The sequence below is a fragment of the Pseudaquabacterium rugosum genome (genome assembly GCF_038066575.1).
GTDB classification, from domain to species: domain Bacteria; phylum Pseudomonadota; class Gammaproteobacteria; order Burkholderiales; family Burkholderiaceae_C; genus Pseudaquabacterium; species Pseudaquabacterium rugosum.
The window spans coordinates 67,675-83,807 of record NZ_JBBUTF010000011.1 but is presented as its reverse complement, the minus strand read 5'-3'; the positions used below and the strand labels follow the sequence as shown (position 1 = coordinate 83,807).

Genomic DNA, 16,133 nt, shown 5'->3' with positions numbered 1-16,133 from the left:
CGCAGTCCCCCAGCCAAGAAGGACCACCATGAAGCTTTCCGCGGTCATCGAAGACCTGTACATGTTCAACGAGGCCGGCGACCTGCCGGCGCGCATCCACGCGGCCGCCGCCGCCGGGCTGGACCGTGTGGAGTTCCACATGTGGAGCCCGACCGGCATGGACGCGGTGGAGGCCGCGCTGAAGGCCACCGGCGTGCGCCTGCTGAGCCTGACCGTCGGGCCGCGCGTGGGCTGTGTCGACCGCAGCAAGGAGGCGTATGTGCTGGACGCCATCGACCGCACGATGGCCATGTGCCAGCGCCTGGGCGCGAAGGACATGGTGATCGCCGGCGGCCCGGCCCTGGCCGGCGCCTCGGCCACCGAGCAGCACGACAACATGGTCTACCTGCTGAGACAAGCCGCGCCGCGCGTGCAGGCCGCCGGCATGCGCTTGCTGCTGGAGCCGCTGAACACGCGCATCGACCACGTCGGCTTCTTCATGGGCTCGGCCCTCGAAGGCCTGGACATCGTGGAAGCCGTGGACAGCCCGGCCGTGCGCCTGCTGTACGACGCCTACCACGCCGAGGTCATGGGCGAGGACTGGCGCGAGATCCTCAAGCGCGCCCACCTGATCGGCTACGTGCAGGTGGCGGACACCAACGGCCGCCACGAGCCCGGCACCGGCACCATCGACTGGGCGACCTGGCTGCCGGCCCTGCAACGCGCCGCCTACACCGGCGACATCGGCCTGGAGTACCGGCCCAGCAACGGCACGCTGGCTTCGCTGCAGCGCACCCGCGAGATCTTCGGCATGGCCGAGGCCCAGGCATGAAGCTCATCCCCTGCATCGAGATGCTCTACCAGGCCGAGCATCCGGACTTCATCCAGCGCTTCCGCGCCGCACGCGCCGACGGCTTCGACGCCGTGGACACCTGGTTGTGGCGCGACAAGCCGCTGGACGCCATCGTCGACGTGATGGCCGAAACCGGCGTGGCCGTGAACAGCTTCTGCGTCGACCCGCGCGCCAGCCTGGTGGATGTGGCCGACCACGCCACCGTGCTGTCCGGCGTGCGCGACGCGGTGCCGGTGGCGCAGCGCCTGGGCGGCGCCCGCATGATCGTGGCCTCGGGCTTCCGCATGGCCGGCGTGAACGAGGCGGAGCAACGCACCCGCATCGTCCAGGTGCTGCGCGAGGCCGCCCGCATCGCCGAGGACGGCGGCGCGCAGATCCTGCTGGAGCCGGTGCACATGGTCATCGGCGGCCAGTTGATGGCGGTGCACACCGTGCGCCAGGGCCTGGACATCGTCGAGGAAGTGAACAGCCCCGCGCTGCGCCTGTTGGCCGACGTCTACCACGGCGCCGTCAGTGGCGAGACCTTCGAGCAGGCCTTCGCCGACCGCATCGGCTTGGTCGGCCATGTGCAGGTGGCCGACCTGGAAGGCCGCCACGAGCCGGGCACCGGGACGCTGCCCTGGCCCACCCTGCTGCCGCTGCTGCGCGAGCGCGGCTACACCGGCGCTGTCGGACTGGAGTACCTGCCCAGCCGGCCGATCGCCGAATCACTGGCGCTGACCCGTCGCGCGCTGGGCCTCTGAGCCCGAACTGGATCCGCAGACATCATGACCCCTGATTCCTCTTTCGATGCCATCGTCGTGGGCTCCGGCGCCACCGGCGGCATCGCCGCCAAGGAGCTGACCGAGCGCGGCCTGAAGGTGCTGGTGCTGGAGGCCGGCGGCCCGCTGCCCGAGGAGCAGTTCGAGCGTGCCGCCAAGGCCCAGTTCGCCGCCATCGGCTCCTGGGCGCGCATCAAGGCCGGCATGACCGGCCAGCACAAGCAGGCGCTGACCTCGTTCTACTCACCCGAGAAGGCCTTCCTGTTCGTCAACGACAACGAGCACCCCTACGAGTCGCCGCAGGACTTCTACCTGTGGCTGCGTGGCAAGCAGGTGGGCGGCCGCTTCCTGTCCTGGGGCCGGGTGGCGCTGCGCATGTCGGACCATACCTTCAAGTTCAGGAGCCATGAAGGCGCCGGCTTCGACTGGCCGATCAGCTACGACGAGCTGGCGCCTTACTACGGACATGTGGAGCGCTTCCTCGGCATCGTCGGCAATGACGATGGCCTGGCCTACTGCCCGAGCGGCGAACGCGTGCAGCCCGCCGGCCTGTCCCGCGCCGAGCAGCAGTTCAAGCAGAAGGTCGAGGCGCGCTTCGGTGATGCCAAGGTGATGGCCTGGCGCTACGTGCGCAAGGAGGCCACGCCGGTCGACGGCCAGCGCAACCGGACCACCACCCCGCTGCAGGCCGCGGCGGCCACCGGCCATCTGACGCTGCGCGCCAACGCACCGGTCGAGCGGATCAACACCGATCCCCACAGCGGCAAGGCCACCGGCGTCACCTACATCGATCGTGTCACCGGCCAGCGCCACGAGGTCCGGGCCAATGTGGTGATGGTGTGCGCATCGACCATCGAGTCGATCCGCCTGCTGCTGAACTCCCGCGGCGAGAAGCACCCGCAGGGCCTGGGCAATGCCCACGGCCTGGTGGGCCGCTACTTCATGGACCAGATGCTGACGCTGGGCTTCGGCACCGTGCCGGGCTTCAAGGGCGGCGAGCTGGTCGACGGCAAGACGCCGGCCGAGAACCACGGTGGCATCTACATCCCGCGCTTCCGCCAGCTGAAGAACCCGGGGGCGCTCGGCTATGCCGGTGGCTTCAACCTGCAGGGCATCGTCGGCCGGCCGATGCTGCCGCCGCACATGGATTCGGTGTTCGGTCTGACCGGCCATGGCGAGATCCTGCCGTACGCCGACAACCGGGTCAGCCTGGCTTCCAGGCGCGACCGCCTGGGCGTGCCCATCCCCTCGGTGAGCATCCGCCTGCGCGACAACGACCGCAAGCTGCTGGCCGATCAGGTGCAGGTGCAGAAGGACGTGATGAAGGCCGCCGGCCTCAACGTCGACTTCCTCATCAGCCCGCAGGGCATCTCGTCCGACGGGCCCTTCATGCCCAACGCCAAGTGGTACGAGCGCCTGATGTTCCGCATGGCCTACAAGCGCAGCGTGGCCGTCGGCGGCGCGATCCACGAGTGTGGCGGCGCGCGCATGGGCAGCGATCCCAAGGACTCGGTGCTCAACCCGCACAACCAGGTGTGGGACGCCCCGAACGTGTTCGTCACCGACAGCAGCTGCTTCGTCACCAACGGCACCTGCGGCCCCACGCTGACGACGATGGCGCTGACCGCCCGCGCCTGCGACCACATCGGCCGTGAGTACGGCCATTCGCCCGAACTGCGGGCCTGAGGCCTGCGGACCCCGGCCCACAGAAGATCAGGAGACAACATGAACCCCACCCGCCGTGCCGGCCTGGCCCAGGGCCTGGTCGTCATCATGATCGGCATCCTGCCGATGATGGCCATCGTCACGCTGATGCCCATCGTGCCCGCGCTGGTGCAGGCCTTTCCGCAGGTCGGCGGCATCCAGACGCTGGCCCCGCTGGTGCTGTCCGCCCCGGGCCTGTGCGTGGCGCTGTTCTCGCCCTACGCGGGCAAGCTCACCGACCGCATCGGCCGGCGCCGCCTGCTGCTGATCTTCACCACGCTCTACGGCCTGGGCGGCGTGCTGCCCTTCTTCATCAGCACCTTCGAGGCGCTGATGGCCGGGCGGCTGCTGCTGGGCGTGGGCGAGGCCTTCATCCTGACCATCGGCAACACCCTGCTGGGCGACTACTTCGACAAGGAGCAGCGGGCCAGGTGGCTGATGTGGCAGAGCTTCGTCGGCCCGGCCCTCGGCGCCGTGCTGGTGGGTGCCAGCGGTCGCCTGTCGATGATCGCGTGGAACCTGCCGTTCCTGATCTATGCGGTGGCCCTCGGCATCGCGGCCTTCGCCGCCTTCGCGGTCTACGAGCCCGAGCGCCGCAGCCAGCCGCAGGACCATGAGCCCGGCACGGCCACGGTGATGGCCTTTCCGTCCGGGCTGATGGTGCGCCTTGCCCTGACCACCTTCGGCCTGTCGTCGGTCTACTTCGTCTACACGCTGCAGTTCTCGCTGGCGCTCGACCAGATGGGCATCCGCACCGGCAGCGAGCTGGGCTTCTACACCGCGCTGGCCAGCATCGGCGTGCCGGTGGGATCCCTGCTCTTCCGCAAGATCGCGGGTCAGAGCCACACGCTGCAGTTCTCCGTCCTGTTCGTGCTGCTGGGCATCGGCCTGACCGGCATCGGTCTGGCGCTCGGCCTGGAGGCGACGATGGCCTTCGCCTTCGTGCAGCAGCTGGCCGCCGGCATGACCATTCCCATCCTGATCGGCTGGAGCCTGCGCGAGTTGCCCGAGCGCTTCCGCGGCCGCGGCATGGGCTGGTGGTGCAGTGCCTTCTTCCTCGGCCAGTTCGTCTCCCCCTTCCTGGTGACCGGCGTGCGCCAGCTCACGGGTGGGCTGTTGCAGGCCTTCGTCGTGTTCGGCGTGGTGTGCATCGCCATCGCGCTGGCCAACGTGGTGCTCTCGCGCGGCCAATCCGGTGGCGGGCGCCATCGTTTCGTGGGCTGAGCGCCCACCGGCCGGCGCTACACCGATCCATCTCTTCATCTTCCCGGGCGGCTGCCGGCCGCCGGGAGGGAGTTCCCATGACCTCACGTCCTTACGACGACCTGCCCACCGTACGTTACGAAGGGCCCGACAGCCGCAATCCGCTGGCCTACCGCTGGTATGACGCGGACCGCGTGGTGCTCGGCAAGACGCTGGCCGAGCACCTGAGGCCGGCCGTCTGCTACTGGCACACCTTCTGCTGGGGTGGTCAGGATCCGTTCGCCCTCGGTGCCGATGTCTTCCGGCGGCCGTGGTCCGACGGCGATCCGCTGGCGGCCGCGCAGCTCAAGCTGGACAACGCGTTCGATGTGTTCCGCGTGCTGGGTCTGCCGTTCTGGTGCTTCCATGACCGCGACGTCGCCCCCGAGGGTGCGACCCTGCGTGCATCCAACGCGATGCTCGATGCCGTGCTGGAGCGCGCCGCACGCAAGATGCAGGACAGCGGCGTGCGCCTGCTGTGGGGCACGGCCAACCTGTTCAGCCATCCGCGCTACATGGCCGGTGCGGCGACCAACCCCGATCCCGAGGTGTACGCCTACGCGGCGGCGCAGGTCAAGCATGCGCTGGAATGGACGCAGCGCCTGGACGGCGCCAACTACGTGCTGTGGGGCGGTCGCGAAGGCTACGAGACCTTGCTGAACACCGACCTGCGCCGGGAGCTGGACCAGTACGGACGCTTCCTGGCCGCGGTGGTCGAGCACAAGCACAAGATCGGCTTCCGCGGCACGATCCTGATCGAGCCCAAGCCCCAGGAGCCGACCAAGCACCAGTACGACTACGACACCGCCACCGTCCACGGCTTCCTCCAGCGCTACGGTCTGGAAGGCGAGGTCAAGGTCAACCTGGAGGTCAACCACGCCACGCTGGCCGGCCACAGCTTCGAGCACGAGGTGGCCACCGCCGCGGCGCTCGGCCTGCTGGGCTCGATCGACGCCAACCGCGGCGACGAGCAGCTGGGCTGGGACACCGACCAGTTCCCGAACAACCACGTGCAACTGGTGCCGGCCATGCTGGAGATCATCCGCCACGGTGGTCTGGGGCAGGGCGGCATGAATTTCGACGCCAAGGTGCGGCGCCAGAGCATCGAGCTCACCGATGTGCTGATCGCGCATGTCGGCGGCGTCGACACGCTGGCGCGCGCCTTCCTGTGCGCGGCTGCGCTGCACGAGTCCGGCGATCTGGAGCACCCACGGGACGAACGTTATGCCGGCTGGGACGGGGCGCTGGGCCAGGCCATCCTGGGCGGCAGCGGGCTGGACGCGCTGGCCGACAGGGTGCATGCGCAGGATCTGTCGCCGCAGCCCCGTTCGGGCCGGCAGGAGCTGCTGGAGCAGCTCGTCAACCGGCACGTCTGATGGGGTCGGGCGTGTCGACTCCGCGCGCCGGCGTGGCGCCGGGCCTGGACGGGCGCCGGCGCACCTGGGCCTTCATCGTCGTGGCCATCGCCTTCGTGATGGATCTGCTGGACGTGACCATCGTCAACGTGGCCTTGCCCGCGATGGGGGTCGATCTGCAGGCCGATCCGGTGCAGGTGGCCTGGTTCGTCGCTTCCTACGCGCTGGCCTTCGCCGTGCTGCTGGTGATCGGTGGGCGCATGGGTGATCTGTTCGGCCACCGCACGATGTTCCTGTGGGGCGTGGGCAGCTTCACGCTGGCCTCGATGGCCTGCGGGCTGGCGACGTCCGCGGCGGGTCTGGTGATGGCGCGCTCGGTGCAGGGGGCCTGTGGCGCGCTGATGGTGCCGCAGGTGCTGTCGTTGATGCAGGCGATGTATGCACCGCATGAACGCATGCGGGCCTTCACCATCTTCGGCCTGCTGGGGGGTGTGTCATCGGCCCTGGGACCGGTGGTCGGTGGCCTGATGGTCGATGCCGACGTGGCCGGGCTGGGATGGCGCGCGGTCTTCCTGATCAACCTGCCGGTCGGATTGATGGCCATGCTCGGCGGCTGGCGCCTGCTGCCGCCGGACCCGTCGGTGGCCCGAGGAAGCCTGGATCTGGCCGGCACCGTCTGGTGCCTGGCCGCCGCTCTGGCCTGGGCCGTGCCGCTGATGCAGGGCCCTGAGCAGGGCTGGAGCCCGGGGCTGCTCGCTTGGCTGGGCAGCGCCCCACTGCTGACGATGCTGCTGTGGCGCCACTGCCGTCGTCTGGAGGCCCGGGGTGAGCGCCCGGTGATGCAGCCCGCGCTCCTGCGCGACCGCGGCTACCGGCTCGGCTTGTTGCTGTCCCTGGTGTGCACCGGCGTGCTGCCGGCCTACCTGTTCGTGCTCACCCTGGCCTGGCAGGTGGGCGCTGGGCTGACGGCCACCCAGATGTCGCTGCTGTGCATGCCCATCGCGCTCGGCGTCATGCTGAGCGTCACCACCCTCGGTCGCCTCGCCTTCGCCCGGCTGGGCGCGCGCTGCATCGTGCTGGGCCTGGCACTGCAGAGTGCCGGTCTGATGCTGATGGCCGCCGTGGGGACCGGCCTGTGGGGCGATCCGGTGCACTGGGTGCTGGCCTGGCCCGGGCTGCTGGCCCAGGGCCTGGCCGGGCTGGGCGTGGGTTTCATCGGCCCGCCGCTGACCACCGTGACGCTGCAGTCGGTGCCACGCGATCAGGCTGGCGGCGCCTCCGGCGTCGTCAACGCCGGCCGACAGTTCGCCGCCGTGGCCGCCATCGCCCTGGTCGCCGGCCTGATGCCGTCGTCCGCGCAGGCCAGCTTCGCACCGTCCAGCCTGCTCCAGGCCCTGCCGGGCCTGCTGTCGATGATGGTGCTGGGTGCCTTTCTGGCCTGGCGCCTGCCGGCCCTCCAGACTCACGGCGCTCCCGCGTCTGCCCATTGACCTTGACCTTGACCTTGACCTTGTGACCATGCCCTCATCATCCGAATCGGCGCCCGACACGTCCTCGACCCCGATCGCCACCGCTCGCCGTCTGCGCTGGGCGGTGGTGGGCAGTGGCGGCATCGCCCGCCGCACCGTGGGCGATCTGCGGCAGTGCGCCCAGGCCGAGGTCGTCGCCATCTGCTCGCGCTCGGCCGAGCGCGCCGCGGCCTTCGCGCAGGCCGAGGGCCTGCCGCTGGCCTTCGGCGACTACGACCGGCTGTGCGCCAGCCCGGAAGTGGACGCGGTCTACATCGGCACGCCCCACAGCACCCACTTCGCGCTCGCCCGTCAGGCGTTGCAGGCGGGCAAGCACGTGCTGTGCGAGAAGCCCCTGGTGATGCGTGCCGACGAGGCCCGCGCACTGGGACGCATCGCCGCCGAGCGCGGCGTGTTCCTGATGGAGGCGATGTGGATGAAGTTCAGCCCGGCCGTGCGCAAGGCGGTCGATCTGGTGGCCGCCGGCACCATCGGTGAGCCGCGCTTCCTGCAGGCCGGGCTCGGCTACCCGGTGCCGCCCGACGGGCCCGCGCGCTTCTGGGATGCCGCGCTCGGCGGCGGCGCGCTCTATGACATGGCGGTCTACACGGTCACGCTGGCCCGCATGTTCCTGGGCGAACTGGTGGAGGTGTCGGCCACCGGCACCGTGCGCCCCGATGGCGTCGACCTGGAAGAGGCGATCACGCTGCGCCATGTCGACGGTCGCCTGGCGCAGCTGGCCACCTCGATCACCTTCATGGTGCCGCCGCGGGGCTGGCTGGGCGGACGCCAGGGCGCGATCGAGTTCACCGAGCCGCTGTTCTCGCCGGCCGCGCTGCGCGTCACCCTCGGGCGGCCCCCGGCGCCTCCTTCGGTGGAGGAGCTGGCCTTTCCGCGCGAGGGCGCGGGCTATGTGCCGATGTTCCGCGCCGTGCACGAGGCCATCCTGGCCGGGCAGACCGAGCATCCCTGGCATCCGGTGTCGGCGACCGCCGAGGTGCTGGAGATCCTGCAGCGCATCCAGGCGGCCTTGATCGCCGACCGCGACCAGCGCCGCTGATCCGGCGCCTCAACCCATCGTGTAGGCCCGCTCCACCCGCGCCACCCGGGTGTGGAACCGCGCATACCAGCGGCTGCGGCCCAGCTCCTGCGCGATGCGGTGCTCGGCCACCGCTTTCCAGGCCGCGATGGCCGCTTCGTCGGTCCAGTAGGAGACGGTGATGCCGAAGCCGTCGGCCCCGCGCGAGCTCTCGGCACCGAGGAAGCCCGGCTGGCCGGCGGCCAGCTCGACCATGCGGGCGGCCATCGCGCCGTAGCCCTCGGCGTCATCGGCCGTGCGCTGGTTGCTGAAGATCACCGCCCAGTACGGCGGCTCGGGCGTGGCGGCGAACGGGGTGGCGGTGGGGCCGGGGTGCGGACTCGACATGGGCGCTCCTGAGGATGGGGTCGACGGCGGGGTCACGGGCGTCATCATCGCCGCACGGGCGTCGTCGGCGGTCGGCGGTGCCTCGGGCCCGGCGGCCGGGCAGCCCGGGCCGTGCGGGTGGCGTCGGGGCTCCACGGCGGTCGCCGGGGCCTGGGTGCGCGCACCATGGCCCGGTCGCTGCCGGCCTGGCCCGTGTCGTGGCCACCGCCCTGGACGTGGGCCGTGGCAGACTGCGCCGGACCATGTCCGCACCGCGTCCCGCCCACCATGCCGATGTCCGGCCCACGCCCTGGGCTGGCGCGCGCGTGGTCACGCTCAGCAGTGCGCGCAGCTTCGGCCGCCACTGGCACGAGGGCTGGGGGCTGGGCCTGGTGGAGGTGGGCGCCCAGCGCTCGTACAGCGGCCGTGGCGAGGTCGAGGCGGTAGCTGGTGACGTGATCGCCACCAACCCTGGCGAGACCCATGACGGCCGGCCGCTCGATGGCCATCCGCGCCGCTGGCGCATGCTGCTGCTGGAGGCCGTGCCGGGCCTGCCGTGGTCCGGGGCGGACGAGGGTCTGCCCGATCTGCAGCGGGCGCCGCTGCTGCTGCCGGTGCAGCGCCGGCCCGCCTTGGCCGCACAGCTGCGCACGCTGCATGCGCGGCTGGCGGATTGGGCGGCCATGTCGGCCATTTCCCCCCTCTCCGCCACGTCCGCCACCGCTGCCACCGCGGCCACCGCGGCCACCACCGGCCCCTGCGCTCCGGCGCGGCGCGGGCCGCACGACCCCGCCAGCGGCCTGCGCTGGCCAGCTGGTGATCTGACCCCGCACCTGCCCCCCGATCTGACCGATCTGGCCTGCGACGAGGCGCTGGCCGCCGTGCTGCACGGTTTCGCCGTGGCCGGTCCGGCGGACGCGCGGCCGGAGCACGCGCCGGCCACACCGGCCAGCCGGGCCGATCCGCTGCTGCAGCGCGTGCGCGAGCGCCTGGCCCTGTGCGACGGCCCGCCGCCGGGCCTGGCCGAGCTGGCCGCCGACGCCGGCCTGGACCGCTACCGGCTGTTGCGGCGCTTCCAGGCCGCCTGGGGCCTGCCGCCGCATGCCTGGGCGCTGCAGCACCGGCTGGCCTTGGCCCATGCCCGTGTGTTGCGTGGCGAGGCCGTGGCCGAGGTGGCCGCCGCGCTCGGCTTCACCGACCAGAGCCATCTGCACCGGCATTTCGTGCGCAGCTACGGCTACACGCCCGGCGCCCTGCGGCGCTGCGCTGCAATGCCGTACAAGACGGCACGGCGCGCAGCCGCTTGAATCGGCGCATCCGGGCCGGCCTGTGCCGCCGCCCGGCCTGCCGTCGGGGCCGTGGCCCCGGCGCCCGCAAGGCCCGCCCTGGCCCCTGCCCACGCCCGCCGATGATCACCGCCCACTACCTGTTGACCGCCCTCGTCGTCGTGCTGATCCCGGGTGCCGGCGTGCTGTTCACGCTGTCGGTGGCGATCGGCCAGGGGCGGCGCGCCGGCATCGTCACCGCCTTTGGCTGCACGTTGGGCATCGTGCCCCATCTGCTGGCCACGCTCGCCGGGCTGGCCGCGCTGATGCACGCCAGCGCGCTGGCCTTCCAGACGCTGAAGCTGGCCGGCGTGGCCTGGCTGCTGTGGCTGGCCTGGCAGACCTGGCGCGACCGCCAGGCCTTCACGCTGCAGGCCGCCCAGCCCGCGGCCTCGGGCCTGAGCCTGGTGCTGCGGGCGCTGCTGGTCAACGCGCTCAATCCCAAGCTGACGCTGTTCTTCGTCGCCTTCCTGCCGCAGTTCATCCATCCCGAGCGCGGCGAGGGCCTGCCCGAGATGCTGATGCTGTCCGCTGTCTTCATGGCCCTCACGTTCGGCGTGTTCGTGCTCTATGCCTGGGTGGCCGACGCCTGCCGGCGCCATGTGCTGGGCTCGGTGCGGGTGCAGGCCTGGCTGCGGCGCGGCTTCGCCGCCAGCTTCGCGGCGCTGGGGCTCAGCCTGGCCGGGGCGTCCCGGCATTGAGGCGGGCACCGGACGGGGCCGTCAGCCCGGTACCGACAGAGGCCGAGGTACCGGTTCGACACCGACACCGACACCGACACCGACACCGACATCGACATCGACATCGACACCGATGTCGCCGGCGCCGCTCAGCGCGCGGCCGCCGCGGCCGCCGGCTCGCGCCGCAGCCGCTGCAGGTCGAAGCCCTCGGCGCGCAGCCGGGTCTCGATCGCGGCCCATTGCGCGGCGTCCAGCGTCGGTGTGCGCGACAGCACCCACAGGTACTCGCGCGTGGGCTCGCTGACGAGGGACCAGGTGCCGTCGGGTCCGAGCTGCAGCACGTCGTAGCGGCCCCAGCCGATGCCGGTCCAGCGCAGCGCGGCCGGCAGGAAGCTGACCTCCAGCGAGGCCGGCCGCAGCCAGCCGTCGGCACCGACCACCGCGCCGTCGCGTGGGCGGGCCACGCCTTCGGCCTCGTCCATGCCGCGCGCGGTGCGGCAGCGGTTGATCACCCGCAGGCGGCCGTCGTCGAGCCGGCTGTAGGTGGCGGTGGTGCTGTCCAGGCACTGCGCCTGGAAGCGGTTCGGATACAGCGCCACCTGGTGCCAGACGCCGAGGTAACGCGCCATCTCCAGTGCGGGCAGGGGTCGGGGCGGCGGTGTGCGGGCGGGCGAGGCCGCTGGTGCGTTGGCCGCGGTGGCCGTGGTGGCCGCGCTGGTCGTGGAAGGGGCCGTCGTGCTGCCGCAGGCGCCGAGCAGCAGCAGGCCGGTGGTCAGCAGCGCCGTGGCGGCGCGAGGGATGGCGGATGCGGGCTGGAAAGTCATGGTCGGGCCGGGTCGATGGGGGGAAGTGGCCGCGGTCGCGGTCAGTGGTCACACGCTGCGGCTGACGAACGGCGTGAGGTGATGGCGAAAGGTGATGGCGGACGGCTCACGGGCCGGCATGCCGCGCATGCGGCCCGTCGGATGGGGGGCAGCGGAGGCGTGGTCACCGCTGTCCGCCAGTGTCTGCGGGTGTCCGCCCATGCCCGCCCCACGTCCGCCCCGGGCCCTCAGTCCCAGGCCGGCGCCTGCGAGCGCAGGCCGGTCCAGAACAGGCCGATGCCCACCGTGCTGCCGCTCTGGCGCCGCACCAGCGGGCTGTCCTCGTTGGCGGCGCCGTGCACGGTGTCGAGCCGGGCGAAGCCCACCACGCGCCAGTCCGGCGACAGGCTGCGGCCGGCCGACAGGCTGGCGCGCCAGGCCAGCAGGCCGCCGCGGGCGTCGTAGGCCGGGCGGGTGGCGGTGGCCTCGGCCGCGTCCACACGGTAGAAGTGGGCGGCCAGCCGGCGGTCGGCCAGGATGGCGCTGGCCGCGGTCTTGTAGCGCCAGCCGCCGGCCGTGCTGCGTTCGAACACCAGCTCGGGCTCGAAAGCCAGGCCACGGTGGCGCGCGCCGTCGCTCAGGTCGAAGACGCCGCGCAGCGGCAGCTCCAGCCGCCAGGGGCTGCGGGCCGGATCCGCCCCCAGCCGCCACTTCAGCCGCGGGCCGGCCTCCAGCAGCGTGCCGAGCCGGCGCATGCCCTGGCGCGCCTCGATCTCGTCGCTGCCACCGCCGAAGGACGCGGCCACGCCCAGATCCAGCTCGAAGCGCTCGGTGCGCAGCGCGCGCAGGCCGGCCGTCTCGCGGTCGGCGCGCAGCACGCGGCCGCGGTACATCGCGTACGGCAGCACCAGGGCCCGGCCCAGGCGCTGGTCGCTGCCCGGATAGGCCTGCTGCGACACGGCCAGGCCGGCGATGCCCAGCTCCCACAGCGGCGGCGCCGGCTCGGCGGTCTGCGCGGTGGGCTGCGCGGCGGCGGTGCCCGGCGCCGTGATGACGGCGGCCAGGGCGGCGGTGATGGCGTTGACCGCGGTGGTCATCCTGAAGGCCGACCGGCGGTCGGGCCTGACGCCCGGACTGAACGTGTCCCTGACGGAAGACATGAGGGCCGTGTGGCCGCGCAGGTGGAGGGTCTGGGTCGGCAAGGTCATGGGCTGGGGCGGTCGTGGGGGGAGGGCGCCGGACCGCGGACGTCCGGGGTCCGCAACAGCGTCTGCAAGGTCGGCCACAGGCCGTCGGCGGTCGTGGCCGGCGGCTCAGGGCCGTCCATCTGCGCGACATTGAAGCGCATGAAGCCGTCGGCCGTCTGCCCGGCGCTGAAGACATTGCCCGGCGCCAGCACGATCCCGTGCATCAGCGCGGCACGCGAGAGGGCGCTGGCGTCCACGCCCGCGGGCAGCCGGCCCCACAGGAAGAGACCGCCCTGCGGCTGCACCCAGGGCGTGATGCCGATGGCCTGCAGCCGCGCGGCCACCGTGTGCCGGGCGCGCGCCAGACGCAGGCGCAGCGTGTCCAGGTGGCGGCGCCACTGGCCGTCCTGTAGCACCGCCAGCACCAGGGCCGCGCCCAGCGCATCGCCGCCGAAGGTGGTGGCCAGGCGCAGATCGGTCAGGCCCTCGATCCAGTCGGTGCGGGCGGCGATGTGGCCGCTGCGCACGGCCGCCGACATGACCTTCGAGAAGCTGCCGACCTGCACCACGCGCTGCAGCCCGTCGAGCGCCGCATAACGCGGTGCCGGATGGGTCTCGAAATCGGCGAACACCTCGTCCTCGACCACCGTCATGCCGGCCGCCTCGGCCAGGCGCAGCACGCGGTGGGCCGTCGGCGCCGCCAGGCGGGCGCCGGTCGGGTTGTGCAGGCCGGCATTGGTCAGGTACAGGCGCGGGCGGTGTGCGGCCACGGCGGCCTCGAAGCCGGCCAGATCCGGCCCGTCCGTCGTCCAGGGCACGCCGATGACCTGCACCCGGTGCGCACGCAGCACGGCCAGGAAATTGAAGTAGCAGGGGTCGTCGACCAGCACCGCATCACCGGGCTGCAGCAGGAAGCGGCAGACCAGATCGATGGCCTGGGTGCCCGAGCCGGTCAGCAGGATCTGCTGCGGTGAGGCCGTCACACCCTGCTCGGCCAGACGCCGGGCCAGCCACTGGCGCAAGGCCGGCAGGCCCTGCGGCGGTCCGTAGTCGGTCAGCGCCCGGTCCTCGGCGCGGCCCAGGCCCCGCAGCGCGCGCCGCAGCGCCGCCTGCGGCAGCCAGTCGGGCGGCAGCCAGCCGCAGCCCGGGCGCCAGCGCGCATCGTCGGCCTCCAGCGACTGGCGCGAGACCCACAGCGGATCGACCGCCCGCTCGCGCCGCGGCCCGATGTGGGCCAGCGCCAGCGGGGCCAGCGGCGCGGCGACGGTCCAGCCTGACCCCGGGCGTGAGCGGATCAGGCCCTCGGCCGCCAGCCGCTCGTAGGCCTCGACCACGGTCGAGGTCGACAGGCCGAGCGTGGCCGCCTGGGCACGGATCGACGGCAGCTTCTCGCCCGGCGTCAGCTGGCGCGCGGCGATGCGCGTGCGCACCTGGTCCATCACCTGGGCGATGCGGGTGGGGGCGGGGGACGTGGCGTCGGGAGCGGACATGGGCAAAGGGGTGCGGCGCAGGGCCGTGGCGGCCGACGGCCTCAGCGGTCGCGCTCCAGCCATTCTCGCGGCGAAGCCGCGTAATGCTGGCGGAAGGCGCGGCTGAGCGAGGAGGTGCTGGCGAAGCCGAGGTCGGCGGCCACCTGCTTCTGCGGGCGGCCGGCGCGCAGCTGCGTGGCCGCCAGCGTCAGGCGCCACTGCGTCAGGTAGGCGGCCGGGGTCAGGCCGGTGGTGGCGCGGAAGGTGGCGGCGAAGGCACTGCGCGACATGCCGGCCACCACGGCCATGCGCGCCAGCGGCCAGTCGTCCTGCGGCGCGCCGTGCAGGGCCACCAGCACGCGGGCCAGGCGCGCGTCGCTCAGGCCCATCATCAGCCCGTGGTCGATCCCGGCGGCCTGCGGGTGGTCGATCAGCCAGCGCAGCAGCTGGATCAGCACCACTTCGAACAGCCGGTCGGCCAGCAGGCGCGAGCCGCAGCGTGGCGCATCGGTCTCGGCGAACAGCAGATCGAGTGCCGGCTGCAGGCCGGGCACGGCGCCCAGCGGCACCTGCACCAGCGCCGGCAGCGCGGCCACGATGGGGTTGCGGTCACCGCCGTCGAAGTGCAGCGTGGCGCAGGTGAAGTCCGAGCCCTCGCGCGGCGGATTGACGAAGGCGTGGTGCAGCGCGCGCGGGTAGAGCAGCAGCGTGGGCTCGTCCACCACCAGACGGCGTGGCGCGCCGGCCCGCGCCCGATGCTCGATCTGCAGGCGGCCGCGGCGCAGCACGTGCAGGAAGGCCCGGTCGGGCAGGGCCTCGAAGTGCGAGCGGCCGCACAGCGGCCCGGTGTGGAACAGCGAGGCACGGACGCGGAACTGCGCCAGCAGCGCCGACAGCCGGTCCGGCGCATCGGTGGCGGATGCGGTGGATGCGGCGGCTGAGCCGGACCCGGCCGCATCATCTCTGGACGATGGGTCAACTTTCGTGGACGTCATGGCACCCATCATCCAGCAATTCCGGTCACGATGCCAGCCATCGGCCGCCGTACCGGCACGGCCTGTCTGGAGAACCGGATGATGTCCCTGAAGCCTGCCCCGTTTGCCCGCACCGTCGATCGCCGCTCGGCTGGTGCCGCGTCCCGTGCCCTGAGCCGCGGCCGGGCCGCCGCTGCCGCCGCGTTGGCGGCCCCCGTGATCGCCCTCGGCCTGGGCCTGGCCGCGCCCGCCAGCCAGGCCCAGCAGCAGCCGGCGCCGCCGGTGCCCGGCTATGCCTACGGTGCGGCCACGCTGCCGGCCGCGCCCTACACGGTGGCCGATCTGCAGGCGCTGCAGAAGGCACTGCTGTTCACCGAGGCCGATGTGCAGGCCCTGCGCCAGAGCCGGGCCATCCTGGCCGACCAGACCGACGCCATCCTCGACGTCTGGTACGGCTTCGTCGCCTCGACCCCTGAACTGCTGCGTTTCTTCGGTGATGCCCGCAGCGGCCAGCCGGACGGCGCCTACCTGCAGGCGGTGCGCCAGCGCTTCGCGCTGTGGATCCTGGACACGGCCGATGCCCGCTATGACCAGCGTTGGCTGGACTGGCAGCACGAGATCGGCCTGCGCCACCACCGCCTGAAGAAGAACCAGACCGACGGCGCCCGCAGCGTCGCGCAGGTCGATTTCCGCTACATCCCGGCGCTGACGATCCCCGTCACCACCACGCTCAAGCCCTTCCTGGCCCGCCACGGCGCCTCGCCCGCCGATGTCGAGCGCATGCATGCGGCCTGGGTCAAGTCGGTGCTGATGCAGACCATCCTGTGGAGCCACCCGTACGTGCAGGACGGGGCCTTCTGAGCCTCCAGGAGCCGCCCCCTCGACGGC

The 16,133-nt window shown here is 72.4% G+C and carries 15 protein-coding genes; 10 read left to right on the top strand and 5 right to left on the bottom strand.

The window, feature by feature from the left end:
• The first annotated feature begins 28 nt into the window (after positions 1-28).
• The 7 genes from AACH11_RS13055 (at position 29) to AACH11_RS13025 (ending at position 8,462) form a co-directional block, all read left to right on the top strand.
• Positions 29-811, top strand: coding sequence for a TIM barrel protein (locus AACH11_RS13055; RefSeq protein WP_341374676.1), 783 nt, complete (start codon positions 29-31; stop codon positions 809-811).
• Positions 808-1,575 (top strand): TIM barrel protein, encoded by a 768-nt coding sequence (locus tag AACH11_RS13050; RefSeq protein WP_341374675.1) that lies wholly within the window; start codon positions 808-810, stop codon positions 1,573-1,575. The genes AACH11_RS13055 and AACH11_RS13050 overlap by 4 nt, the downstream gene beginning before the upstream one ends.
• Before the next feature lie 24 nt (positions 1,576-1,599).
• Complete coding sequence (locus AACH11_RS13045; protein ID WP_341374674.1) at positions 1,600-3,279, top strand: GMC family oxidoreductase; 1,680 nt, start codon at positions 1,600-1,602, stop codon at positions 3,277-3,279.
• A gap of 39 nt (positions 3,280-3,318) precedes the next feature.
• Complete coding sequence (locus AACH11_RS13040; protein ID WP_341374673.1) at positions 3,319-4,521, top strand: MFS transporter; 1,203 nt, start codon at positions 3,319-3,321, stop codon at positions 4,519-4,521.
• Between the two features lie 77 nt (positions 4,522-4,598).
• The gene (gene xylA / locus AACH11_RS13035) at positions 4,599-5,915 is read left to right on the top strand and encodes a xylose isomerase (protein ID WP_341374672.1); all 1,317 of its coding nucleotides are present in this window, start codon (positions 4,599-4,601) and stop codon (positions 5,913-5,915) included.
• An 11-nt stretch (positions 5,916-5,926) separates the two neighbouring features.
• A complete protein-coding gene (locus AACH11_RS13030; protein ID WP_341374671.1) occupies positions 5,927-7,384 on the top strand; it encodes an MFS transporter in 1,458 nt (485 codons plus the stop codon).
• A 28-nt stretch (positions 7,385-7,412) separates the two neighbouring features.
• On the top strand, positions 7,413-8,462 hold the full coding sequence (locus tag AACH11_RS13025) for a Gfo/Idh/MocA family protein (RefSeq protein WP_341374670.1): 1,050 nt from the start codon (positions 7,413-7,415) through the stop codon (positions 8,460-8,462).
• A gap of 9 nt (positions 8,463-8,471) precedes the next feature.
• Here the strand turns inward: AACH11_RS13025 and AACH11_RS13020 are convergent, their stop codons facing one another.
• Positions 8,472-8,828 (bottom strand): antibiotic biosynthesis monooxygenase family protein, encoded by a 357-nt coding sequence (locus AACH11_RS13020; protein WP_341374669.1) that lies wholly within the window; start codon positions 8,826-8,828, stop codon positions 8,472-8,474.
• Between the two features lie 242 nt (positions 8,829-9,070).
• Here AACH11_RS13020 and AACH11_RS13015 point away from each other — a divergent pair, with 242 nt between their 5' ends.
• Both AACH11_RS13015 and AACH11_RS13010 read left to right on the top strand, forming a co-directional pair.
• Complete coding sequence (locus AACH11_RS13015) at positions 9,071-10,114, top strand: AraC family transcriptional regulator (protein WP_341374668.1); 1,044 nt, start codon at positions 9,071-9,073, stop codon at positions 10,112-10,114.
• Between the two features lie 101 nt (positions 10,115-10,215).
• Positions 10,216-10,833, top strand: coding sequence for a LysE family translocator (locus tag AACH11_RS13010; RefSeq protein ID WP_341374667.1), 618 nt, complete (start codon positions 10,216-10,218; stop codon positions 10,831-10,833).
• Positions 10,834-10,961: 128 nt separating this feature from the next.
• Here the strand turns inward: AACH11_RS13010 and AACH11_RS13005 are convergent, their stop codons facing one another.
• The 4 genes from AACH11_RS13005 to AACH11_RS12990 all read right to left on the bottom strand — a co-directional run bounded on the left by AACH11_RS13005 (position 10,962) and on the right by AACH11_RS12990 (position 15,266).
• Entirely contained in the window at positions 10,962-11,636 is a 675-nt protein-coding gene (locus AACH11_RS13005; RefSeq protein WP_341374666.1) for a lipocalin family protein, read from the bottom strand.
• Between the two features lie 227 nt (positions 11,637-11,863).
• Positions 11,864-12,712 carry a MipA/OmpV family protein gene (locus AACH11_RS13000; RefSeq protein ID WP_341374665.1) on the bottom strand — a complete coding sequence of 283 codons (849 nt, stop codon included), beginning with the start codon at positions 12,710-12,712 and terminating at the stop codon, positions 11,864-11,866.
• 107 nt (positions 12,713-12,819) lie between these two features.
• A complete protein-coding gene (locus AACH11_RS12995) occupies positions 12,820-14,292 on the bottom strand; it encodes an aminotransferase-like domain-containing protein (protein WP_341374664.1) in 1,473 nt (490 codons plus the stop codon).
• A gap of 41 nt (positions 14,293-14,333) precedes the next feature.
• On the bottom strand, positions 14,334-15,266 hold the full coding sequence (locus tag AACH11_RS12990) for an AraC family transcriptional regulator (protein ID WP_341374663.1): 933 nt from the start codon (positions 15,264-15,266) through the stop codon (positions 14,334-14,336).
• Between the two features lie 81 nt (positions 15,267-15,347).
• Between AACH11_RS12990 and AACH11_RS12985 the strand changes: the two genes are divergently transcribed.
• Positions 15,348-16,106 carry a protoglobin domain-containing protein gene (locus tag AACH11_RS12985; RefSeq protein ID WP_341374662.1) on the top strand — a complete coding sequence of 253 codons (759 nt, stop codon included), beginning with the start codon at positions 15,348-15,350 and terminating at the stop codon, positions 16,104-16,106.
• Positions 16,107-16,133 lie beyond the last annotated feature (27 nt).

Bases quoted from the DNA above. Each gene is read 5' to 3' on its own strand.
- AACH11_RS13050 (WP_341374675.1), top strand. From the start codon at position 808: ATGAAGCTCATCCCCTGCATCGAGATGCTCTACCAGGCCGAGCATCCG.
- AACH11_RS13040 (WP_341374673.1), top strand. From the start codon at position 3,319: ATGAACCCCACCCGCCGTGCCGGCCTGGCCCAGGGCCTGGTCGTCATC.
- AACH11_RS13055 (WP_341374676.1), top strand. From the start codon at position 29: ATGAAGCTTTCCGCGGTCATCGAAGACCTGTACATGTTCAACGAGGCC.
- AACH11_RS13025 (WP_341374670.1), top strand. From the start codon at position 7,413: ATGCCCTCATCATCCGAATCGGCGCCCGACACGTCCTCGACCCCGATC.
- AACH11_RS13000 (WP_341374665.1), bottom strand. From the start codon at position 12,712: ATGACCACCGCGGTCAACGCCATCACCGCCGCCCTGGCCGCCGTCATC.
- AACH11_RS12995 (WP_341374664.1), bottom strand. From the start codon at position 14,292: ATGTCCGCTCCCGACGCCACGTCCCCCGCCCCCACCCGCATCGCCCAG.
- xylA (WP_341374672.1), top strand. From the start codon at position 4,599: ATGACCTCACGTCCTTACGACGACCTGCCCACCGTACGTTACGAAGGG.
- AACH11_RS13020 (WP_341374669.1), bottom strand. From the start codon at position 8,828: ATGTCGAGTCCGCACCCCGGCCCCACCGCCACCCCGTTCGCCGCCACG.
- AACH11_RS13015 (WP_341374668.1), top strand. From the start codon at position 9,071: ATGTCCGCACCGCGTCCCGCCCACCATGCCGATGTCCGGCCCACGCCC.
- AACH11_RS12990 (WP_341374663.1), bottom strand. From the start codon at position 15,266: ATGACGTCCACGAAAGTTGACCCATCGTCCAGAGATGATGCGGCCGGG.
- AACH11_RS13045 (WP_341374674.1), top strand. From the start codon at position 1,600: ATGACCCCTGATTCCTCTTTCGATGCCATCGTCGTGGGCTCCGGCGCC.
- AACH11_RS13005 (WP_341374666.1), bottom strand. From the start codon at position 11,636: ATGACTTTCCAGCCCGCATCCGCCATCCCTCGCGCCGCCACGGCGCTG.
- AACH11_RS12985 (WP_341374662.1), top strand. From the start codon at position 15,348: ATGTCCCTGAAGCCTGCCCCGTTTGCCCGCACCGTCGATCGCCGCTCG.
- AACH11_RS13010 (WP_341374667.1), top strand. From the start codon at position 10,216: ATGATCACCGCCCACTACCTGTTGACCGCCCTCGTCGTCGTGCTGATC.